Raw genomic sequence first — 16833 nt, 5'->3', positions numbered from 1 at the left:
CCAGGCCAAACAACAGGCTGGTCAAATCCATAGCCATGACAATTCCTGCCGATCAAATAAAGCCCGAAGGTTAACCAAGCGGCTGGGGGTTGCCCAGCGCAGTCTTCGTTTTCAATCTTCGATTTCACCGAGGGCCCGGCGGGCACGATCATCGCCGGCACGGGCGGCCTGGCGCAGCAGGTCGTGGCCGATGCGTCGATCCCGGGCGTTGCCGCATTCCCGGCACATCAACTGCCCGAGGCGACTTTGCGCGGCCACTACGCCTTCACGGGCCGGTTGCTTGAGCAAACGACCAGCCAAGTGCTTGACGCTGGGGCTGTCCCCCAGCCGCGGGCTGTCGAGCAGCCACTCAGCCACCCGCATCGACAAACGCTTGGGTGGGGTAACACCAGAGGGTGTGGAGGTAACAGGATTTGATACTGAGCGAAACTTCATAAAACACTGTGGGACAGATCGGAAGGCGCGCCACTCTACTCCTTTTTTCGTACGGGTAAAGCCGAAAAAAACCGGCACGCCCGTGCTAGAGCAAGCGCTTGGGACAATCCACAGAAGCTGTGGATAACTCAGTGGACAACCCCCCCTGAACTCGCGCAAAGCCCTGTGGAACGGGGCCTGCGCTCAAACTGACGATTTTTTCACCAGTAAAAAAAAGCGATGTTTTTCATTGACTTAAATTTTGGATACAGGCACCTACCCCGGATTGTTCCCACATGACAGTTCGGTGACAAGTGGTGCCGCGAGTGTGCACAAGTAACAGCTGAACGGGTTATAACGCTGCGATTTTTTGGCACAACGGGCGGTAAAAGCTGGGGATAACCTCCGGCCGTGCATTGCAGCAACGCTGGCGTGGGCGCACTTGCAAGCGTCGGTTCCTGTGCTACGGCATGCCCTCCACAGCGATTGGGTGCCCACTTGAATATTTTTTAACCAACACCCTTCCCTTCACGGGTTCGATCCGTTAGTATCCGCAGCGTTAGTACCAAGCTGAAAGTCAATTCCGGGTCGAACACATCTCCACGGTCAGCCATCCTCCCAAGGACGCCTCGCCGAAAAAAGGAGACCGACCCCCTCGATGGTTTCCAGGTAAATCTTGCGCCAACACAGCCTTTGATCGAATGCAAAGGGTGTTGCCAGGCTCATTACTCTGACCGAACCAACCTGCAAAATTGATCAGGATCTTCACCCTGGGCCCAGAACCTTTGCCCTCGATGTGCTGCCTGCCCTCCTAAGTACCTACCTGCCAGCCCAAGCGCGCACTTATATAGCGCTCAAACTGGCTGCTTTGTTCCAGTCGGGTTCTTCGTTCGACCAATGGTGGTCGACGTTACTGGAACGTTTTAACGTTGCACGGTTCTTAACCGTGTCATTTGCAGGAACACCCATAACATGTCCACTCAAATCCACGCACAGGATGCTATCCGCACCCTCACCAACGCTTTTGCACCGATGAACTGCCTGATCATGGCCGCTCGCAAAGGCTGCTTCAGCTTCACGCTGGTCAACGAACACGGCATCGCCCGTCACAGCGAACGCCTGTACCCCGACCAGTACTCCAGCGCCGAACCGCTGCAGGCCGTGATCGAGCGTACTCGCCAGGCACTGGTTGCCTGAGACGCCACAAAAGCTGAAACCCAAAGGCCCCGCCCAGAAAGCGGGGCTTTTTATTGCCAGAAATTTCTCGATTAAGCGAAACGCCGTAAGCACCAACGGATATAACAGTTATAACCGTTCGCTGAAGATGTTTTAAAAACAGTCCTTTACAGCGGGAATATGACACTACACTTCAAGTCAAGCGGCATGATCCGCTTCCGGCGGGGCCTGGACCGATCCACCGCTGCCAAGCCCATACTCTTCAGGCCCCGCCCCTTTCACACTTCGAGGGTTTTATGGGTATCGCTGCCAGCGAACTGTGTCGATATGTGATCCGCCCGACGCTCCTCTACCTTGAGCGTCACAGCGCCACCGCGGAATCCTTGTTACTGGGCATTGCCGCCAGCCAGTCCGCCCTGGGTTCAGCCCTGCATGATCGACGCGGGCATGGCTTGTATCGCATTACCGAGCCCCGCCACCAGGCACTCTGGGACCATTACCTGGCACGAGATCCAGAACGGGCCAGCCTGGTGCGCGGCCTGGCCAGCCAGCATGCCTTTCTCAGCGGCCCGCACCTGGAGTTGACCGTCAATTTGCGCTACGCCACCGCCATCGCCTGGCTGCTGGTAGAGGAACAGAATACCCCGCTTCCCGACGCCGACGACCTGCTGGGCATGGCCCGCATCTGGCGCCAGACCTTTCATCCCCAAGGGCGCCTGCGAGATTTCACCTGCGCCTGGCAAATCTGTGTTTCGCCGCTGAGTCAGGTCGCTTGCTGATGGGAAATTTGGAAACTTCCTACAACGGTCGCGAATCTGGTCGGATTGTCCTACAAAACCGCTCTAAATCAAGCCATACAGGCTATAGCGCTTGAACGAAAATGTTGGTAATTTTCGCCCCGGTGATCACCAGGAGTTCTAACAATGAAAAAAATGATGCTCAAAACCACCCTTGGCCTTGCCGTTACCTTGGCATCCACACAACTTTTCGCCAGTGGCTTTGCCTTGAACGAACAAAGCATCAGTGGCATGGGCACTGGTTTCGCAGGTCGTTCCTCTTCTGCCGATGACGCCAGCACCGTGTTTGGCAACCCTGCCGGCATGTCGCGCCTCAAGCGTCAGCAAGTCACCGGTGGCTTCGCCGCCATCGATGCCTCCACCGATATCGACGATGCCAGCGGTACCCAGTCCGGCACCAACAAGGGCGACATGGTTCCGCTCACCGGCGTTCCGATGGGCTACTACGTCAAGCCTATCGATGACCAGTGGGCTTTCGGCCTGGGTGTCTACGCGCCGTTTGGCTTGATCACCGATTACGAAAACGGCTTCCAGGGCGGTAACTTCGGCAGCAAGAGCGAAGTGAAAGTCGTCACTTTCCAGCCAACCGTCAGCTATGCCTTCAACGACAAGGTATCGATCGGTTTCGGCCCGACCATCAACCGCATTTCCGGCTCCCTGGAATCGGATTTGACCTCGCCGCTGTCACCGAATGATGGCAGCGTGAAGATCAAGGGCGACGACATTGGCTATGGCTACAACATCGGCCTGCTGGTCCAGGCGACCGACACCACCCGTGTTGGCCTGACCTATCACTCCAAGGTCAAGTACAAGCTCGAAGGCCACACCGAAATCAGTCCTGGGGCTGGCACACCTCCCAGCCTGCTGAATGGCGCGCGCTATGATGCTTCGCTGGATATCACCACGCCTGAATCGGTGGACTTTTCGGTCACCCAGCAAATCAATGATGCCTGGACCGTCTACGCGGGCAGCACCTGGACTCGCTGGAGTCGCCTGAAAGAAATCACCGTGAACAACGACGGTGTGACGCCCGCAACGGGCGGTGCTTTCGCGCCTGCCTTCTTCAGCTCCATCACTGAAGAACAGAACTGGCACGACACCTGGGCCTACGCCATCGGTACCTCCTACCAGCTGAACAAACAGTGGGTACTGCGTACCGGCCTGACCTTCGACCAGGCACCGACCAACAACCAGGACCGTTCGCCACGTATCCCGACCGGCGACCGGACCATCTTCAGCCTGGGTGCTGGCTGGAGTCCGACCGACGACCTGACCATCGACGTGGCCTATTCCTACCTCAAGGAAGAAAAAGTCAACGTCAGCGGCAGCAATGCCCTCGGCCAGTCCTACAACGCCAAATACGAAAACAGCGCCAACGGTTTCGGTGTCGGTGCAACCTACCGCTTCTGATGTTTCACGGCGAACCTGACCCCCTCGCCAACTGAAGCGAAAAAAAGCCCCGCACTCTGCAAAGAGGCGGGGCTTTTTCGTCGCAGGTGTCAGGGTTTGGAGGCGATGGCCGCTTCTACCGCCTTGATGAAATCGGGATCGTCAGGCTTGATCCGGCTGGAAAAACTGCCAACGACCTTGCCCTGGCGGTCCACCACGTACTTATAGAAATTCCATTTCGGCGCGCCGGATTGTTCAGCCAAGTGCTTGAACAGCGGTATCGCATCCGCACCCCACACCGGCTGCGGTTCGGTCATGGTGAAGGTCACACCGTAATTGACGTAGCAGACCTTGGCGGTTTCGGCTCCGTCCTTGGATTCCTGCTTGAAGTCATTGGACGGTACGCCCAACACTTGCAACCCTTGGTCCTTGTAGCGCTGGTTGAGCGCCTCGAGGCCCTTGAATTGCGGGGCGAACCCACAGAAGCTGGCGGTGTTCACCACCACCAGAGGCTTGCCGGCAAAGCGCTGGCATAAATCAATGGTTTCCTTGGCCCGCAGCTTGGGCAACGAACCCTCCAGCAAAGGCGGGCAATCGGCGGCCCAGACTTGCCCGGTCACAGCCAGCAACAGGGCGGGAACAGCAAACCAGCGCATCAACATGTCGTTACTTCCTTAAAGCATGTCAGACCACGACGTTACTCTGCCACGCCCGCCGCCGTCCATTGTTCAACACGTCCCCATGCCCAGCTGCATCAAGGCCAACCCGCCCTGGTGCCAGCCCCACCAGGCGAGTGCCAGCAACAGGCCGGCGCCGGCAGCGATCAACCACGGGCCGATGCGACTCATGCCGCACCGACCTGGACTTGCAGGCGCGCCACCGGCCGTTCACGCACCGGCCAGTTCAACGCCGCCGCCAGCAGGCTGAGCAGGATCGATACCTGCCAGATCAAGTCGTAGCTGCCGGTGCGGTCATACACCACCCCGCCCAGCCAACCACCGAGGAACGAGCCCAACTGGTGGAACAGGAACACGATCCCACCCAACATCGACAGATTTCGTACACCAAACAGGGTCGCTACCGTGCCATTGGTCAACGGCACGGTCGACAGCCACAGCAAGCCCATTGCCATGCCAAACAGGTATGCCGTGGTGGTCGTCACCGGCAGCCACAGGAACAAGCCGATCACCACGGCCCGCAGCAGGTACAACCCAGTCAACAGGCGTGGCTTGGATATGCGTCCGCCCAGCCAGCCAGCGGTGTAGGTGCCGAAGATATTGAACAACCCGACCAGGGCCAGCACGGTGGTGCCGACGCTGGCGGGCAAGTGTTGGTCCACCAGGTATGCCGGCAAATGCACGCCAATGAATACCACTTGGAAACCGCAGACAAAAAAGCCGACCGCCAGCAGCCAGAACCCGGAATGGCTGCACGCCTCGCGCAAGGCTTCGGCCAGGGTCTGCTCGTTGCCTGCCACTGGCAAGGGCGCGTCCTTGAGCATGCTCACCAGCGGCACGATCAACGCCACCAGCAGCCCCAGCGCCAACAACGCCGCCGACCAACCCAGCCAGCCGATCAGCCCCAGCGTACCGGGCAACATGGCGAACTGGCCGAAGGAACCGGCGGCACTGGCGATGCCCATGCCCATGCTGCGTTTTTCCGGCGGCACGGCCCGTCCGACCACGCCGAGGATCACCGAGAACGACGTGCCCGACAGACCGATGCCAATCAAAAGACCCGCGCTCAACGACAAGGACCATGGCGAGTCGGCCATGCCCATGAACACCAGGCCGAGTGCGTAGAGCACGCCACCGATCAGCACCACTTTCGCCGCACCAAAGCGGTCGGCCAGCGCACCGGTGAAAGGCTGCGCCAGGCCCCAGATCAGGTTCTGCAAGGCAATGGCGAAGGCGAATACCTCACGGCCCCAGCCGAACTCGGCACTCATGGGCGCGAGGAACAGGCCGAAGCCATGCCGCACGCCCAGGGACAACGCCAGGATCAGCGCGCTGCCCACCAGGACCCAACCACAGGTACGCCACATCGATGTCATTCTTGTTCTCCGCTCGCGGGTATATACCCGCTTGTATTCGAACGAACCGGCACTACGCCAATTCGTCCAGCAAGGCCAGCAATGCCGTGCGCTTCTCGGCGCCCAGCTTATCGATCAATCGTTGTTGCGCCGCTTCCCAGGCCGGCAACGCCGCTGCCAACCGGGCGTGCCCGGTTTCGGTCAGCTCGACGATGCGGTTACGCAGGTCTTCGCCCTCGGCCAACGCCACCAGCCCCTCGCCTTCGAGCACCCGCAGGTTGCGCCCCAGGGTACTGCGGTCCAGGCCCATCGCCTCGGCCAGGGAGGAAATACTCGGTTGGTCCAGGCGCGCCAGATTGCTCAGCAAAGAATACTGGGCAACGTTGATCCCGAAGCCGTCGAGGGCGCCGTCGTAATACCTGCTGACGCCACGGGCGGCACGACGCAGGTTGATGCACAAACATTGGGAAGGAAGCATGATGCGTGTATATACCCGGGGTTGATTGAATGCAAATTTAAATGGCAATTTTCACTTATGCCATGTTCCCTGGCCTCGCTTTTCTCCTGATTTTTGCTTGGTCAGAACAAACGGAATCGTCAACCAGACGGAAATAAATCCCACAAAATCAGGCGCTTTGGCTGACAGCCTTTTCAACCATTACTCATTAGAGTCCCCCACCTGTAATGTCTGACAGGTTTCAGGTGCTTTGAATCAAGTTATAAACGAAACCGTGCCTTCAGCCCTGCCTGCGGGCTTGAAGACGGGTTGTGCGAACCATGCCATCAAGAAGTGGGAAGATTCCGCCACCCCCACGCCATCAAATAATGATGATGAATGGGAGTTTCAGTCATGTACCACAGCACCGCGATTTCTGAACGTTTGGCGCCATACCAGGACCATTACCACTCCACGGAAAAAAAACCTGCTCAAGCGATCCGACTCACCAAGCGGGAGAAGGAATTCCTGCAGTGGAGCGAGGCTGGCAAATCTTCTTGGGAGATTGCCGTCATCGTTGATTGCAGCGAGGCCAACGTCAATTATCACTTCAACAACATTCGCCGAAAATTCGGCGTCAGTTCGCGTCATCTCGCGGGAAAAATCGCGCGCGAACGAGGCTTAATCTGAGCGTTCCGATGGCTTGTCAGCAGCGGTCGGGATGTACTTGGCCCCTGTAGAGGCAGCAATGAATCTGAACCACACGCCCGAATGCCGCGACATTTTCGGCCTCAGCACCTGTGACGATACGCGAGTGTCGCACAGGCCTCCTTCGGACAACCCTATACGCATCATCCTTGCCGATGATCACCCCGTCGTGCTGACGGGTATCGAAATGGTCCTGGCGGAGACTGGGTTTTCAGTGGTTGCCAAGGCTCGCAACGCCGATGAACTGCTCCAGCACTTGGAGCGCACCCCCTGCGACCTGGTCATCAGCGACTATTCGATGCCCGATGGGCAGTTCCCGGACGGCCTGGCCCTGATGGGCTATTTGAAACGCCACTACCGCGCCTGCCCCCTGATCGTGATCACCATGCTACGCAATCCGTCCGTGTTGCAGGCCTTGCTCAATACCGGCGTGAACGGCTTGTTCGATAAACGCAGTCCTTTGATGGAACTGAAACAGGCCATCCTCGGTGTCACCCAGGGGCGGCAGTATGCATGCCCGGCTTTTCTTGAGCTTCTGCGAGGGCAATCCTTGGCCGCCACGCGCTCGGACGCCAACCGGGTGGGCCTTTCCGAACGGGAGCTGGAGGTGGTGAGGCTGTTCGTGCACGGGATGTCGGGCAGACAGATTGCAGCCCAGCTCAATCGCAGTGAAAAAACCATCAGCCGACAAAAACGCACCGCCATGGACAAGTTGGGGCTTGGGCATGACGGTGGATTGATGGAGTTTGCTCGGGTGAGTGGGTTAAAGGGTTGACCCCTCAAATCCCGAAACGGCCCACCATCGCGTTCCCGTCAACTCAGCCCCACCCCAACCCCACCAACACCGCTATTTCAAGCAACTCCAGCAACGCCCCGGCTGTATCCCCGGTGCAGCCCCCGAGCCTGCGCAGCATCATCCGCCGCAAGCCAACGAACACCGCGAAGGCAACGGCCAATGCACAAACGCCGGGCCACCCCGCCACCAGCACACAGCCCAACGCACACACCAACAACACCCATCCACCCGCGCGCCGGGGCAGATGATCGGCAAGCGCTTGGCCCAACCCGCCGGCGCGCACGTAAGGTGTACTGAGAAACAGGCCAAGCAACGCCGCACGCCCCAGCACCGGCACGATGATCAAGGCCAACGCTTGCCCCTGCTCGATCAACGCCAGCAGCGCGGCGAACTTGAGCAGCAGCACCAACACCAAGGTGATCACCGCAATGGGTCCGCTGCGCGGATCCTTCATGATCAGCAGCGTGCGTTCGCGGTCACCAAAACCGCCCAGCCAGGCGTCGGCGCTGTCGGCCAGGCCGTCGAGGTGCAGGCCTCCGCTGAGCAACACCCAGGCCGTCAGCAACAGCGCGGCGTGGAGTAGCGACGGTGCACCCAGCAGCAGTGCATTGAGCAGCCACAGCAAAGCACCGAACACCAGCCCCACCAATGGATAGAACAGCAGCGAACGCCCCAGTTGTTCGGGCTCGGGCATGCCAGGCAGGCGCACTGGCAGACTGCTGAGAAATTGCAGGGCGATCCAGAAAGGCAACATGGTCAATCCGCCTCTTCGAGCACTGAACCTGCCGACACGGTCAGGGAGAACAGTGCGCCATGGCCGACTTCGACGTTGAGCAACTGCTCCCGTGGCAGGCCGCGGGCCTGGGCCAGCAACAAGCGCATCACACCGCCGTGGCTGACCAGCAAGATACGCTGGCCAGCATAGGCCGCGTGCAGACGTTCCACCGCCGCCAGCACTCGCCTGGAAAATTCCAGCACTGGCTCGCCGTCGGGCGGTGTGAAGCAGTAAGGGTCGGCCCAGAACCGACCCAGGGCTTCGGAGTCGGTCTCCATCAAGGCCGCTGCGCTGCGACCCTCCCAGGCGCCGAAATGTAGCTCTTGCAGATCCTTGTCCACATGCACCGGCACGCCGAGTCGGGCGCCGAGTTGCTCGGCGAAACGGGCGCAGCGCTGCAAGGGTGAGCTGACCAGCCGATCCCAGGGCCCGCCTTGAGCGACGGCGGTGTGCATCTGCTCCCAGCCCCTGGCCGTCAAGGCATCGTCGAGGCTGCCGCGCAAGCCGCCGCCCAATTCGGTTTCGCCGTGACGCAGCAGGTCCAGGCGCAGGGTCATGCCGGGCGGTCCGCCACGGCCGCTTCGGCAAACGTCGCCATCTGCCCGTGAAGGTCACACGCCAGGCGCAACAGCGGCACCGCCAACGCCGCGCCACTGCCCTCGCCCAGGCGCAGGCCGAGATCCAGCAGCGGTTCGGCGCCGAGGGTTTCCAGCACGTGACGATGGCCCGGTTCGGCGCCGCGATGACCGAACAGCAGCCATGGCCGGCATTCAGGATTGAGGCGCACCGCCACCAGGGCCGCGACGCTGCAAATGAAGCCGTCCACCAGCACCGCGACACCCTGCTGAGCACAGGCCAGGTAGGCGCCGGCCAACGCGGCGATTTCAAAACCGCCGAGGTTGAACAACGTCTGCAACGGGTCGTTACCCTGGGCAGCGTGCAACGCCAGGGCCCGTTCGATCACCTGGGCCTTGCGGCTGACACCTGCGGCGTCCAACCCCGTGCCCGGCCCGACCAGATGCGCCACCGGGCAGTAGAGCAAGGCGCAGGCCAGGGCGCTGGCGGCGGTGGTGTTGCCGATGCCCATCTCGCCGCCGATGAACAATTGCGTCCCGGCCGCGACGGCACGCAGCACACTGTCGCGCCCGGCGTGCAAGGCTTGCTCGCCCTGTCTCACCGTCATTGCCGGGCCGTGGGCGAAATTCGCCGTGCCCGGCCCCAGGTTCAGGTGCCGCACACCGGGCAGGTCCAGCGCAGGCGTGACGGTGCCCAGGTCGACCACTTCCAGGGACGCGCCCAGCTGTCGCGCCAGGACGCTGATGGCCGCGCCGCCGCTGACGAAATTGAGCAGCATTTGCCCAGTCACTTCCTGGGGAAACGCCGACACGCCTTCGGCGACTACACCATGGTCGCCGGCGAAAATCGCGATCCACACGTGATCCAGGCTCGGTTTGAGCTGCCCTTGCAGACCCGCCAGTTGCACCGCCACCGACTCCAGCCGCCCCAGGGAACCCGCCGGTTTGGTCAGTTGTTGCTGACGGGCCGCGGCCAGTTCCAGCGCTTGGTTATCGACGGGCTTGCACGGGTCCAGCCACCAGCGATGATTCATAACGCAGTACCTTTGAGAGTCAGGGGCAGGCCAGCGACGGTCAGCACGACGCGCTGACAACGTTCGGCCAAGGCTTGATGCAGCCAACCGGCTTCATCGACGTAACGGCGCGTCAGCTCGCCCAGCGGCACGACACCCATGCCGGTCTCGTTGCTGACAAAAATGATCTCCCCGGGCAGCGCGGCCAGGCTGTCCAGCAGCGCTTGGCGCTCGGCGTTCAGTTGCTCGGGAGCGTCGAGCATCAGCAGGTTGGTCAGCCACAGGGTCAGGCAATCCACCAGCAGGCATTGCCCGGGGGCGGCGTTTTCCCGCAGCACCCGGGCCAGGGCCAAGGGCTCCTCCACCAGCGCCCATTCGGCCGGCCGCCGGGCGCGATGCTGGGCGACACGATCGTTCATCTCACCGTCCAGGGGTTGGCTGGTGGCGATGTAGGTCACTGGCAAGCCGGTGTCCGCCGCGAGTTTTTCAGCCAGGCGGCTCTTGCCGGAGCGGGCGCCGCCGAGGATCAGTTGCAGCATGGGTCATTAACCTTTATTTGGCGGTGTGGCGACTGGCGCCATCGCGAGCAAGCTCGCTCCCACAGTTGATCTGGGGTGTACATAAATTCTGTGCTCATCAGAAATCCAATGTGGGAGCTCGCTCGCGATGAGGCCAGCCCAGCCACCTCAAATCCCACAAAGCTCACGCAACAATCCAGTATCCAGATGCCGCTCCACCAGATCCGCCAACCGCTCGATGTCCCGCTCGCGCAAGCCGTGATAATCCACCGTTTGCACATCCGCCAACCCCGCCCAACGCAACAACGCGCTGCTGGCCTGGGGCGACTCGAACAGCCCGTGCAGGTAGGTGGCGAAAATTTGCCCATCGAGGCTCTGGGCGCCGTCGCAACGGCCACCCTCCAGATGCACAGCAGCCTGTTCCAGGGCCGGGCCGGTGGTCACGCCCGCGTGGATCTCATAGCCGCTGACCTCGGCCGCTTCCAAGGCCAGTCGCCCACGCACATTGCGCAGTTGCTTCTCGTGCTCCAGGGTCGTTTCAAAATCCAGCAGGCCCAGCCCGGCACTGGAACCGGCCGCGCCTTCCAGCCCCATCGGGTCGTGGACCTGCTGGCCGAGCATCTGCAAACCGCCGCAGATGCCCAGCAATTTGCCGCCGTAGCGCAGGTGCCGATGGATCGCCGTCTCCCAACCGTTGGCCCGCAGGTAGGCCAGGTCGCTGCGCACGCTTTTCGAACCGGGCAGGATGATCAGGTCGGCCGGCGGGATGGGCTGGCCGGGGCCGACGAATTGCAGGTCGACCTGTGGGTGCAGGCGCAACGGATCGAAATCGGTGTGGTTGCTGATGCGCGGCAAGACCGGCACCACCACTTTCAGCACCTGCTCGGCCTTGTCGATCTGGCGCTGATCGAGGCCATCCTCGGCTTCCAGATGCAGATCCATGACATACGGCAACACGCCGATCACCGGTTTGCCGGTGCGCGCCTCCAGCCAGTCCAGGCCCGGTTGCAGCAAGGCGATGTCGCCACGAAAACGGTTGATGATGAAGCCCTTTACCCGCGCCTGCTCGCTGGGGGAAAGCAACTCCAGCGTGCCGACCAGATGGGCGAACACCCCGCCGCGATTGATATCGGCGATCAGCAGCACCGGGCAGTCCACCGCCTCGGCAAAGCCCATGTTGGCGATGTCACCGGCGCGCAGGTTGATCTCCGCCGGCGAGCCAGCGCCTTCCACCATCACCACCGCATAGGCCGCGCTCAAGCGCGCGTGGGAGGCCAGCACCGCTTGCATCGCGATGGCTTTGTAATCGTGATAAGCCACGGCGTTCATGGTGGTGACGGCACGACCATGGATGATCACCTGGGCGCCGGTGTCGCTGTTGGGCTTGAGCAACACCGGGTTCATGTCGGTGTGCGGTTCGAGCCCCGCCGCCTGGGCTTGCACCGCCTGGGCCCGACCGATTTCGCCGCCGTCGGCCGTCACCGCACTGTTGAGGGCCATGTTCTGCGGCTTGAACGGCACCACGCCCACGCCCTGGCGCCTGACCCAGCGGCACAAGGCCGTGACCAGGGTACTTTTGCCGGCATCGGAGGTGGTGCCCTGCACCATCACTGTGGTCATGGGGTGTCCTTGGCGTAGGCTTCAAAGGCTTGTTCGAGGCGCAGGAACTCGCTGTCGTCGGCCGGCAGCCCGAAACGCAGGCTGGTGGTGTTCACGAACAGGCGCAGGAGAATGCCGCGATGGGCCATGAAATCGTGAAGCCCATGGGCGTGTTCGGTGACCAGCCATTGGAACAATCCGCAGCCGCCCTGCGGCTTGAAGCCGTGGCGTTCGAGCAACAACGCCAGGCGTTGGCTGGTGGCTTCGCAGCGTTGACGCTGGTCTTCGTGGGCAGCGCTGTCCAGCAGGCACGCCTGGCCCAGCACCCGGGTCGGCCCGCTGACGGCCCACGGCCCGACCTGTTCGGCGAGCAGCTTGAGCAAGCGGCGTTCGGCCAATACAAAGCCCAGGCGAACCCCAGCCAGGCCAAAGAACTTGCCGAACGAACGCAGGACGATCAGCCCGACCAGATGGGTGTACGCCGCCAGGCTCAGCGCCGGTGTGACGTCCATGAACGCTTCATCCACCACCAACCAGCCACCGCGCTGGGCCAGGCGGGCATGCCAATCCAGCAAACGCGCGGGCGCCAGGCTCAGGCCCGTGGGGTTGTTCGGATTGACCACCACCAGCACATCGAGGCTGTCGAGGAAGAAATCCACTTCCGCTTCCAGCACTTCGCGCACGATATAGCCGCTGCGGCGCCAGGCTTCGGCGTGCTCGGCGTAACACGGCGACAAGACGCCGACCTTGCCGCTGCGACGCAGGCGCGGCAACAGCTGGATGGCCATCTGCGAACCGGCCACCGGCAGCACATCCAGCGCACCGTAGTAATCGCAGGCGGCCTGCTCCAAGCCATCATCGGTTTCCGGCAGGCGCGCCCAAGCCCGCTGGGGAATCGCCGGTACGTCGAACGGCCAAGGCGCGAGGCCACTGGACAAGTCGAGCCAATCGGCCTCGGCGATGCCGTATTGCCGGGCCGCGTTGCGCAAGCGTCCGCCGTGCTCAAGCATAGAACTCAGCTCCCAGGCAGAGAATCAGCAACCACAACCATACCCCGCGCTGGACCAATTGCCAGCCGCGATCAATGGAATCGGCACTCGCCGGCACGCCTTCGCCCAAGGGCGGACGTTGGTGCAGTTCACCGTGGTAAATCGCCGCCCCGCCCAGCTCGACACCCAGCGCTCCGGCACCGGCGGCCATCACCGGCCCGGCGTTGGGGCTGTCCCAGGTCGGGCCCTGGGTGCGCCAGCACTTGAGCGCCAGGCGGGTTTTGCCGAGCAGTGCGTAGGTCAACGCCACCAGGCGCGCCGGAATGTAGTTGAGTACATCGTCGATCTTGGCCGCCGCCCAGCCGAAGCGCTCGAAGCGTTCGTTGCGATAGCCCCACATGGCGTCGAGGGTATTGCTCAAGCGGTACAGCACCACCCCGGGCGTGCCGGCCACGGCGAACCAGAACAACGCGGCGAACACCGCATCGCTGCCGTTTTCCAGCACAGACTCGGTGGCGGCGCGGGCCACGGCGGTTTCATCCAGTTCAGCCGTCTCGCGACTGACCAGGTAGCCGACGCGCTGGCGCGCCTGCTCCAGATCACCGCTGCGCAGTGCCCGCGCCACCGGCTCGACATGCTCGCCGAGGCTGCGCAGGCCGAGGGCACAGTACAACGCCAGGATCTCCACCAACCAGCCCACCATCGGCGCCCAGGACAGCGCCGTGGCGAGCAAGGTCAACGGCACCACGGCGATCACCCAGGCCGTTACCCCGTGGCTGCGCCAGCCACGCCCGCCTGAGTTGAAACGTTGTTCGATGCGATCGGCAAAGCCGCCGAACGCCACCAACGGATGCCAGCGCCGGGGCTCGCCCAACAGCGCATCCAGCGCCACCGCGGCGGCACTGAGCAACGCCACGCTCATGGGCTCACTCCCCAACGGTTTTCATACAGCAGTTCATTGAGCGGACGCGGTTGCGCCCAACCTTCCAGGGCGAGCATCGGCGCTGGGTAAAACCCCTCGACCGGGCCCAGGCAAAGAATCGCCAGCGGCTTGGCCCCGGCGGGCAGGCCCAGCAGGTCGGCCAGGGCCTGAGGTTCGAACAATGACACCCAGCCCATCCCCAGCCCTTCGGCGCGGGAGGCCAGCCACAGGTTCTGGATGGCGCAGGACAGCGAGGCCAGGTCCATTTCCGGCAAGGTCCGACGACCGAAGATGTGCCGCTCGCGATCCTCCATCAACGCCGCCACCAGCACTTCGGCACAGTCGTCGATGCCTTCGACCTTGAGCGTCATGAACTCATCGCTGCGCTCGCCCAGGGCCTCGGCGGTGCGAATGCGTTCTTGCTCCACCAGTTGGCGGATCTGCCCACGCAAGGCGCGGTCGCTGATGCGGATGAATCGCCACGGTTGCATCAGGCCGACACTGGGGGCCTGGTGCGCGGCTTCCAGCAGACGGCGCAGCAGGGCCGGTTCGACCGTGCCGCCGCTGAAGTGGCGCATGTCACGGCGTTCGGCGATGGCGCGGTAGATAGCGTCGCGTTCGGTCTGGGAGAAAGCGTTGTCGGTCATGGCCTTTTCGCGAGCAGGCTCGCTCCCACAGGGTTCAGGTGATCAAATGTGGGAGCGGGCTTGCTCGCGAAGGCGGCCTCAAGGTCAGGCGCAAACAACGCGGCAATCGCCTTGGGATTGGACGGAAAATAAAAATGCACATAGGAAGCCGTCATCCGCCCTTGCCGGAAAACCGCCTCCGCCCCTCGCCCGCCATTGGGGCTATGGCCACGAGCAATCGGTTCAACCTCTGTGCTGGTCAGGGAATGATGATAGGTGTGCCCACGCAGGTTGCCTTCCGGCAAATCCACCGACTGCAGCGCCAGAGCCGCCAGGCGCTTTTGCATCTGCGCATCGCCGGCCAGCAAACCCAGCAGTTCGGCGCGCACGCCGTCGACGTCGGTCAATGAATCGAGCAGATACAACATGCCGCCGCATTCGGCGAGTAACGGTTTATCGGCGGCGTGGTGGGCACGAATCGCGGCCAGCATCGGCGTGTTCCGGGCCAGCGCAACGTGGTGCAGTTCCGGATAACCGCCAGGCAGATAAAGACTATCCGCCTCGGGCAGTTCGGTGTCATGGATCGGTGAAAAAAAGCTCAACTGCGCACCCATGGCCCGCAGCAGATCAAGGCTTGCGCCATAGGTGAAGGCAAACGCTTCGTCACGGGCCACGGCGATGCGCACCCCGGCGAGCCACGGCTCAACGGCAATCACCTGCGGCGCGGCGAATTCCACCGCAGGCGGCAGCGCCACTTCGCAACTACCGGCCAAGGCATCGGCCGCCGCGTCGAGGCGCAGGTCGAGATCGTTCAATTCACTGGCCTGGACCAACCCGAGATGACGGCTGGGCAATTCGATGCCGGTTTCCCGCGACAGCGCGCCGTACCAGCGCAGGCCTTCGGTCAGGCTGCCTTCGAGCAATTGCGCGTGACGCAAGGTGCCGACCCGATTGGCCAAGACCCCGGCGAATGGCAGGTCCGGTTGATAACGGGCCAGGCCCAGGGCCAAGGCACCGAAGGTCTGGGCCATGGCCGTGCCGTCGATCACCGCCAGCACCGGTACGCCAAAATGCCGCGCCAGGTCGGCGCTGGACGGGGTGCCGTCGAACAGCCCCATCACCCCTTCGATCAGGATCAGGTCCGCTTCGGCGGCGGCTTCCCACAATAGCCGGCGACTTTCCTGCTCGCCGACCATCCACATGTCCAATTGATAGACCGGCGCGCCGCTGGCCCGCTCCAGGATCATCGGATCGAGGAAGTCCGGACCGCACTTGAAGACGCGCACTTTGCGTCCCTGGTTGCGATGCAACCGGGCCAGCGCCGCGGTGACGGTGGTCTTGCCTTGTCCCGAAGCCGGGGCGGCGATCAGCACCGCCGGACAGTGGCGGCTTGCCAGGCAAGGGTCACTCACAGTTCGACGCCTTTCTGCGCCTTGATACCCGCCTGGAACGCGTGCTTGATCATGCCCATTTCAGTCACGGTGTCGGCCAGCTCGATCATCTCCGGCTTGGCGCCGCGACCGGTCACCACCACATGCTGCATCGGCGGACGCGCCTGCAGATCGCTGAGCACCTGATCGAGGTCGAGGTAGCCGTGCTTGAGGGCGATATTCAATTCGTCGAGCACCACCAGGCCGATGGACGGATCGCTGAGCAACTGGCGCGATACCGCCCAGGCGGCTTCGGCGGCGGCGATGTCGCGCTGGCGGTCCTGGGTTTCCCAGGTGAAACCTTCACCCATGACATGAAAACGCACCTGCTCCGGGAAACGGCGAAAAAACAGCTCTTCACCCGTGCTGTTGCGCCCCTTGATGAACTGCACCACCCCGCAGTGCATGCCATGGCCCATGGACCGTGCCAGCATGCCGAACGCCGAGCTGCTCTTGCCCTTGCCGTTGCCGGTCAGCACCAGCAGCAAGCCGCATTCATTCGGCGAGTTGGCGATGCGCTCGTCGATCACGGCTTTCTTGCGCTGCATGCGCGCCAGGTGGCGTTCGTCGCGCTCAGGGGTATCGGTCATGGGGAGCTCTCCGTTGAGATTGGATAACGGCGGGCGGGGCACAAAAAA

The 16833-nt window shown here is 62.4% G+C and carries 19 protein-coding genes; 5 read left to right on the top strand and 14 right to left on the bottom strand.

Translation table 11 applies throughout. The annotated features are described in order from the left end of the window. Positions 1–111: 111 nt before the first annotated feature. On the bottom strand, positions 112–435 hold the full coding sequence (locus tag BLQ55_RS24775; RefSeq protein WP_092257784.1) for an SEL1-like repeat protein: 324 nt from the start codon (positions 433–435) through the stop codon (positions 112–114). A gap of 951 nt (positions 436–1386) precedes the next feature. Between BLQ55_RS24775 and BLQ55_RS24765 the strand changes: the two genes are divergently transcribed. The 3 genes from BLQ55_RS24765 to BLQ55_RS24755 all read left to right on the top strand — a co-directional run bounded on the left by BLQ55_RS24765 (position 1387) and on the right by BLQ55_RS24755 (position 3797). Continuing rightward, complete coding sequence (locus BLQ55_RS24765) at positions 1387–1611, top strand: hypothetical protein (RefSeq protein WP_003204606.1); 225 nt, start codon at positions 1387–1389, stop codon at positions 1609–1611. 275 nt (positions 1612–1886) lie between these two features. Then, entirely contained in the window at positions 1887–2369 is a 483-nt protein-coding gene (locus BLQ55_RS24760; RefSeq protein WP_092204081.1) for a hypothetical protein, read from the top strand. Positions 2370–2513: 144 nt separating this feature from the next. Then, a complete protein-coding gene (locus BLQ55_RS24755) occupies positions 2514–3797 on the top strand; it encodes an OmpP1/FadL family transporter (RefSeq protein ID WP_092257782.1) in 1284 nt (427 codons plus the stop codon). 89 nt (positions 3798–3886) lie between these two features. On the opposite strand, the gene BLQ55_RS24750 is transcribed toward BLQ55_RS24755, so the two are convergent. The 3 genes from BLQ55_RS24750 to BLQ55_RS24740 form a co-directional block, all read right to left on the bottom strand. Further along, on the bottom strand, positions 3887–4438 hold the full coding sequence (locus BLQ55_RS24750; RefSeq protein ID WP_092257780.1) for a glutathione peroxidase: 552 nt from the start codon (positions 4436–4438) through the stop codon (positions 3887–3889). A 182-nt stretch (positions 4439–4620) separates the two neighbouring features. Continuing rightward, on the bottom strand, positions 4621–5829 hold the full coding sequence (locus tag BLQ55_RS24745; RefSeq protein ID WP_092257778.1) for an MFS transporter: 1209 nt from the start codon (positions 5827–5829) through the stop codon (positions 4621–4623). Between the two features lie 52 nt (positions 5830–5881). Beyond that, on the bottom strand, positions 5882–6286 hold the full coding sequence (locus tag BLQ55_RS24740; RefSeq protein ID WP_092257776.1) for a MarR family winged helix-turn-helix transcriptional regulator: 405 nt from the start codon (positions 6284–6286) through the stop codon (positions 5882–5884). A 372-nt stretch (positions 6287–6658) separates the two neighbouring features. On the opposite strand from BLQ55_RS24740, the gene BLQ55_RS24735 reads away from it, so the two are divergent. Together BLQ55_RS24735 and BLQ55_RS24730 are read left to right on the top strand one after the other, a co-directional pair. Beyond that, positions 6659–6934, top strand: coding sequence for a LuxR family transcriptional regulator (locus BLQ55_RS24735; protein WP_092257773.1), 276 nt, complete (start codon positions 6659–6661; stop codon positions 6932–6934). A 58-nt stretch (positions 6935–6992) separates the two neighbouring features. Next, positions 6993–7727, top strand: a complete 735-nt coding sequence (locus BLQ55_RS24730; protein ID WP_256326646.1) for a response regulator — start codon at positions 6993–6995, stop codon at positions 7725–7727. A 43-nt stretch (positions 7728–7770) separates the two neighbouring features. Here BLQ55_RS24730 and BLQ55_RS24725 read toward each other — a convergent pair whose 3' ends face one another. The 10 genes from BLQ55_RS24725 to cobO all read right to left on the bottom strand — a co-directional run bounded on the left by BLQ55_RS24725 (position 7771) and on the right by cobO (position 16785). Beyond that, positions 7771–8502: an adenosylcobinamide-GDP ribazoletransferase gene (locus tag BLQ55_RS24725; RefSeq protein ID WP_092257767.1), complete on the bottom strand. Its 732-nt coding sequence runs from the start codon at positions 8500–8502 to the stop codon at positions 7771–7773. A 2-nt stretch (positions 8503–8504) separates the two neighbouring features. After that, on the bottom strand, positions 8505–9080 hold the full coding sequence (gene cobC / locus BLQ55_RS24720) for an alpha-ribazole phosphatase family protein (RefSeq protein WP_092257764.1): 576 nt from the start codon (positions 9078–9080) through the stop codon (positions 8505–8507). After that, positions 9077–10132, bottom strand: coding sequence for a nicotinate-nucleotide--dimethylbenzimidazole phosphoribosyltransferase (gene cobT, locus BLQ55_RS24715; RefSeq protein WP_092257761.1), 1056 nt, complete (start codon positions 10130–10132; stop codon positions 9077–9079). The genes cobC and cobT overlap by 4 nt, the downstream gene beginning before the upstream one ends. Continuing rightward, positions 10129–10650 (bottom strand): bifunctional adenosylcobinamide kinase/adenosylcobinamide-phosphate guanylyltransferase, encoded by a 522-nt coding sequence (gene cobU / locus BLQ55_RS24710; protein ID WP_092204060.1) that lies wholly within the window; start codon positions 10648–10650, stop codon positions 10129–10131. Before cobU ends, cobT begins: the two co-directional genes overlap by 4 nt. 147 nt (positions 10651–10797) lie before the next feature. After that, complete coding sequence (locus BLQ55_RS24705) at positions 10798–12249, bottom strand: cobyric acid synthase (RefSeq protein WP_092257758.1); 1452 nt, start codon at positions 12247–12249, stop codon at positions 10798–10800. After that, positions 12246–13238: a threonine-phosphate decarboxylase CobD gene (gene cobD / locus BLQ55_RS24700; protein ID WP_092257755.1), complete on the bottom strand. Its 993-nt coding sequence runs from the start codon at positions 13236–13238 to the stop codon at positions 12246–12248. The genes BLQ55_RS24705 and cobD overlap by 4 nt, the downstream gene beginning before the upstream one ends. Further along, the gene (cbiB, locus tag BLQ55_RS24695) at positions 13231–14139 is read right to left on the bottom strand and encodes an adenosylcobinamide-phosphate synthase CbiB (protein WP_092257752.1); all 909 of its coding nucleotides are present in this window, start codon (positions 14137–14139) and stop codon (positions 13231–13233) included. Before cbiB ends, cobD begins: the two co-directional genes overlap by 8 nt. Then, positions 14136–14786 carry a 5,6-dimethylbenzimidazole synthase gene (gene bluB / locus BLQ55_RS24690; RefSeq protein WP_092204053.1) on the bottom strand — a complete coding sequence of 217 codons (651 nt, stop codon included), beginning with the start codon at positions 14784–14786 and terminating at the stop codon, positions 14136–14138. The genes cbiB and bluB overlap by 4 nt, the downstream gene beginning before the upstream one ends. Next, entirely contained in the window at positions 14783–16177 is a 1395-nt protein-coding gene (locus tag BLQ55_RS24685; protein ID WP_092257749.1) for a cobyrinic acid a,c-diamide synthase CobB, read from the bottom strand. Before BLQ55_RS24685 ends, bluB begins: the two co-directional genes overlap by 4 nt. Beyond that, positions 16174–16785, bottom strand: coding sequence for a cob(I)yrinic acid a,c-diamide adenosyltransferase (gene cobO / locus BLQ55_RS24680; protein ID WP_092257745.1), 612 nt, complete (start codon positions 16783–16785; stop codon positions 16174–16176). Before cobO ends, BLQ55_RS24685 begins: the two co-directional genes overlap by 4 nt. Positions 16786–16833 lie beyond the last annotated feature (48 nt).

The organism is Pseudomonas sp. NFACC13-1 (genome assembly GCF_900104425.1).
Classification (GTDB): domain Bacteria; phylum Pseudomonadota; class Gammaproteobacteria; order Pseudomonadales; family Pseudomonadaceae; genus Aquipseudomonas; species Aquipseudomonas fluorescens_AA.
This window is presented reverse-complemented; position numbering and strand designations above follow the sequence as displayed.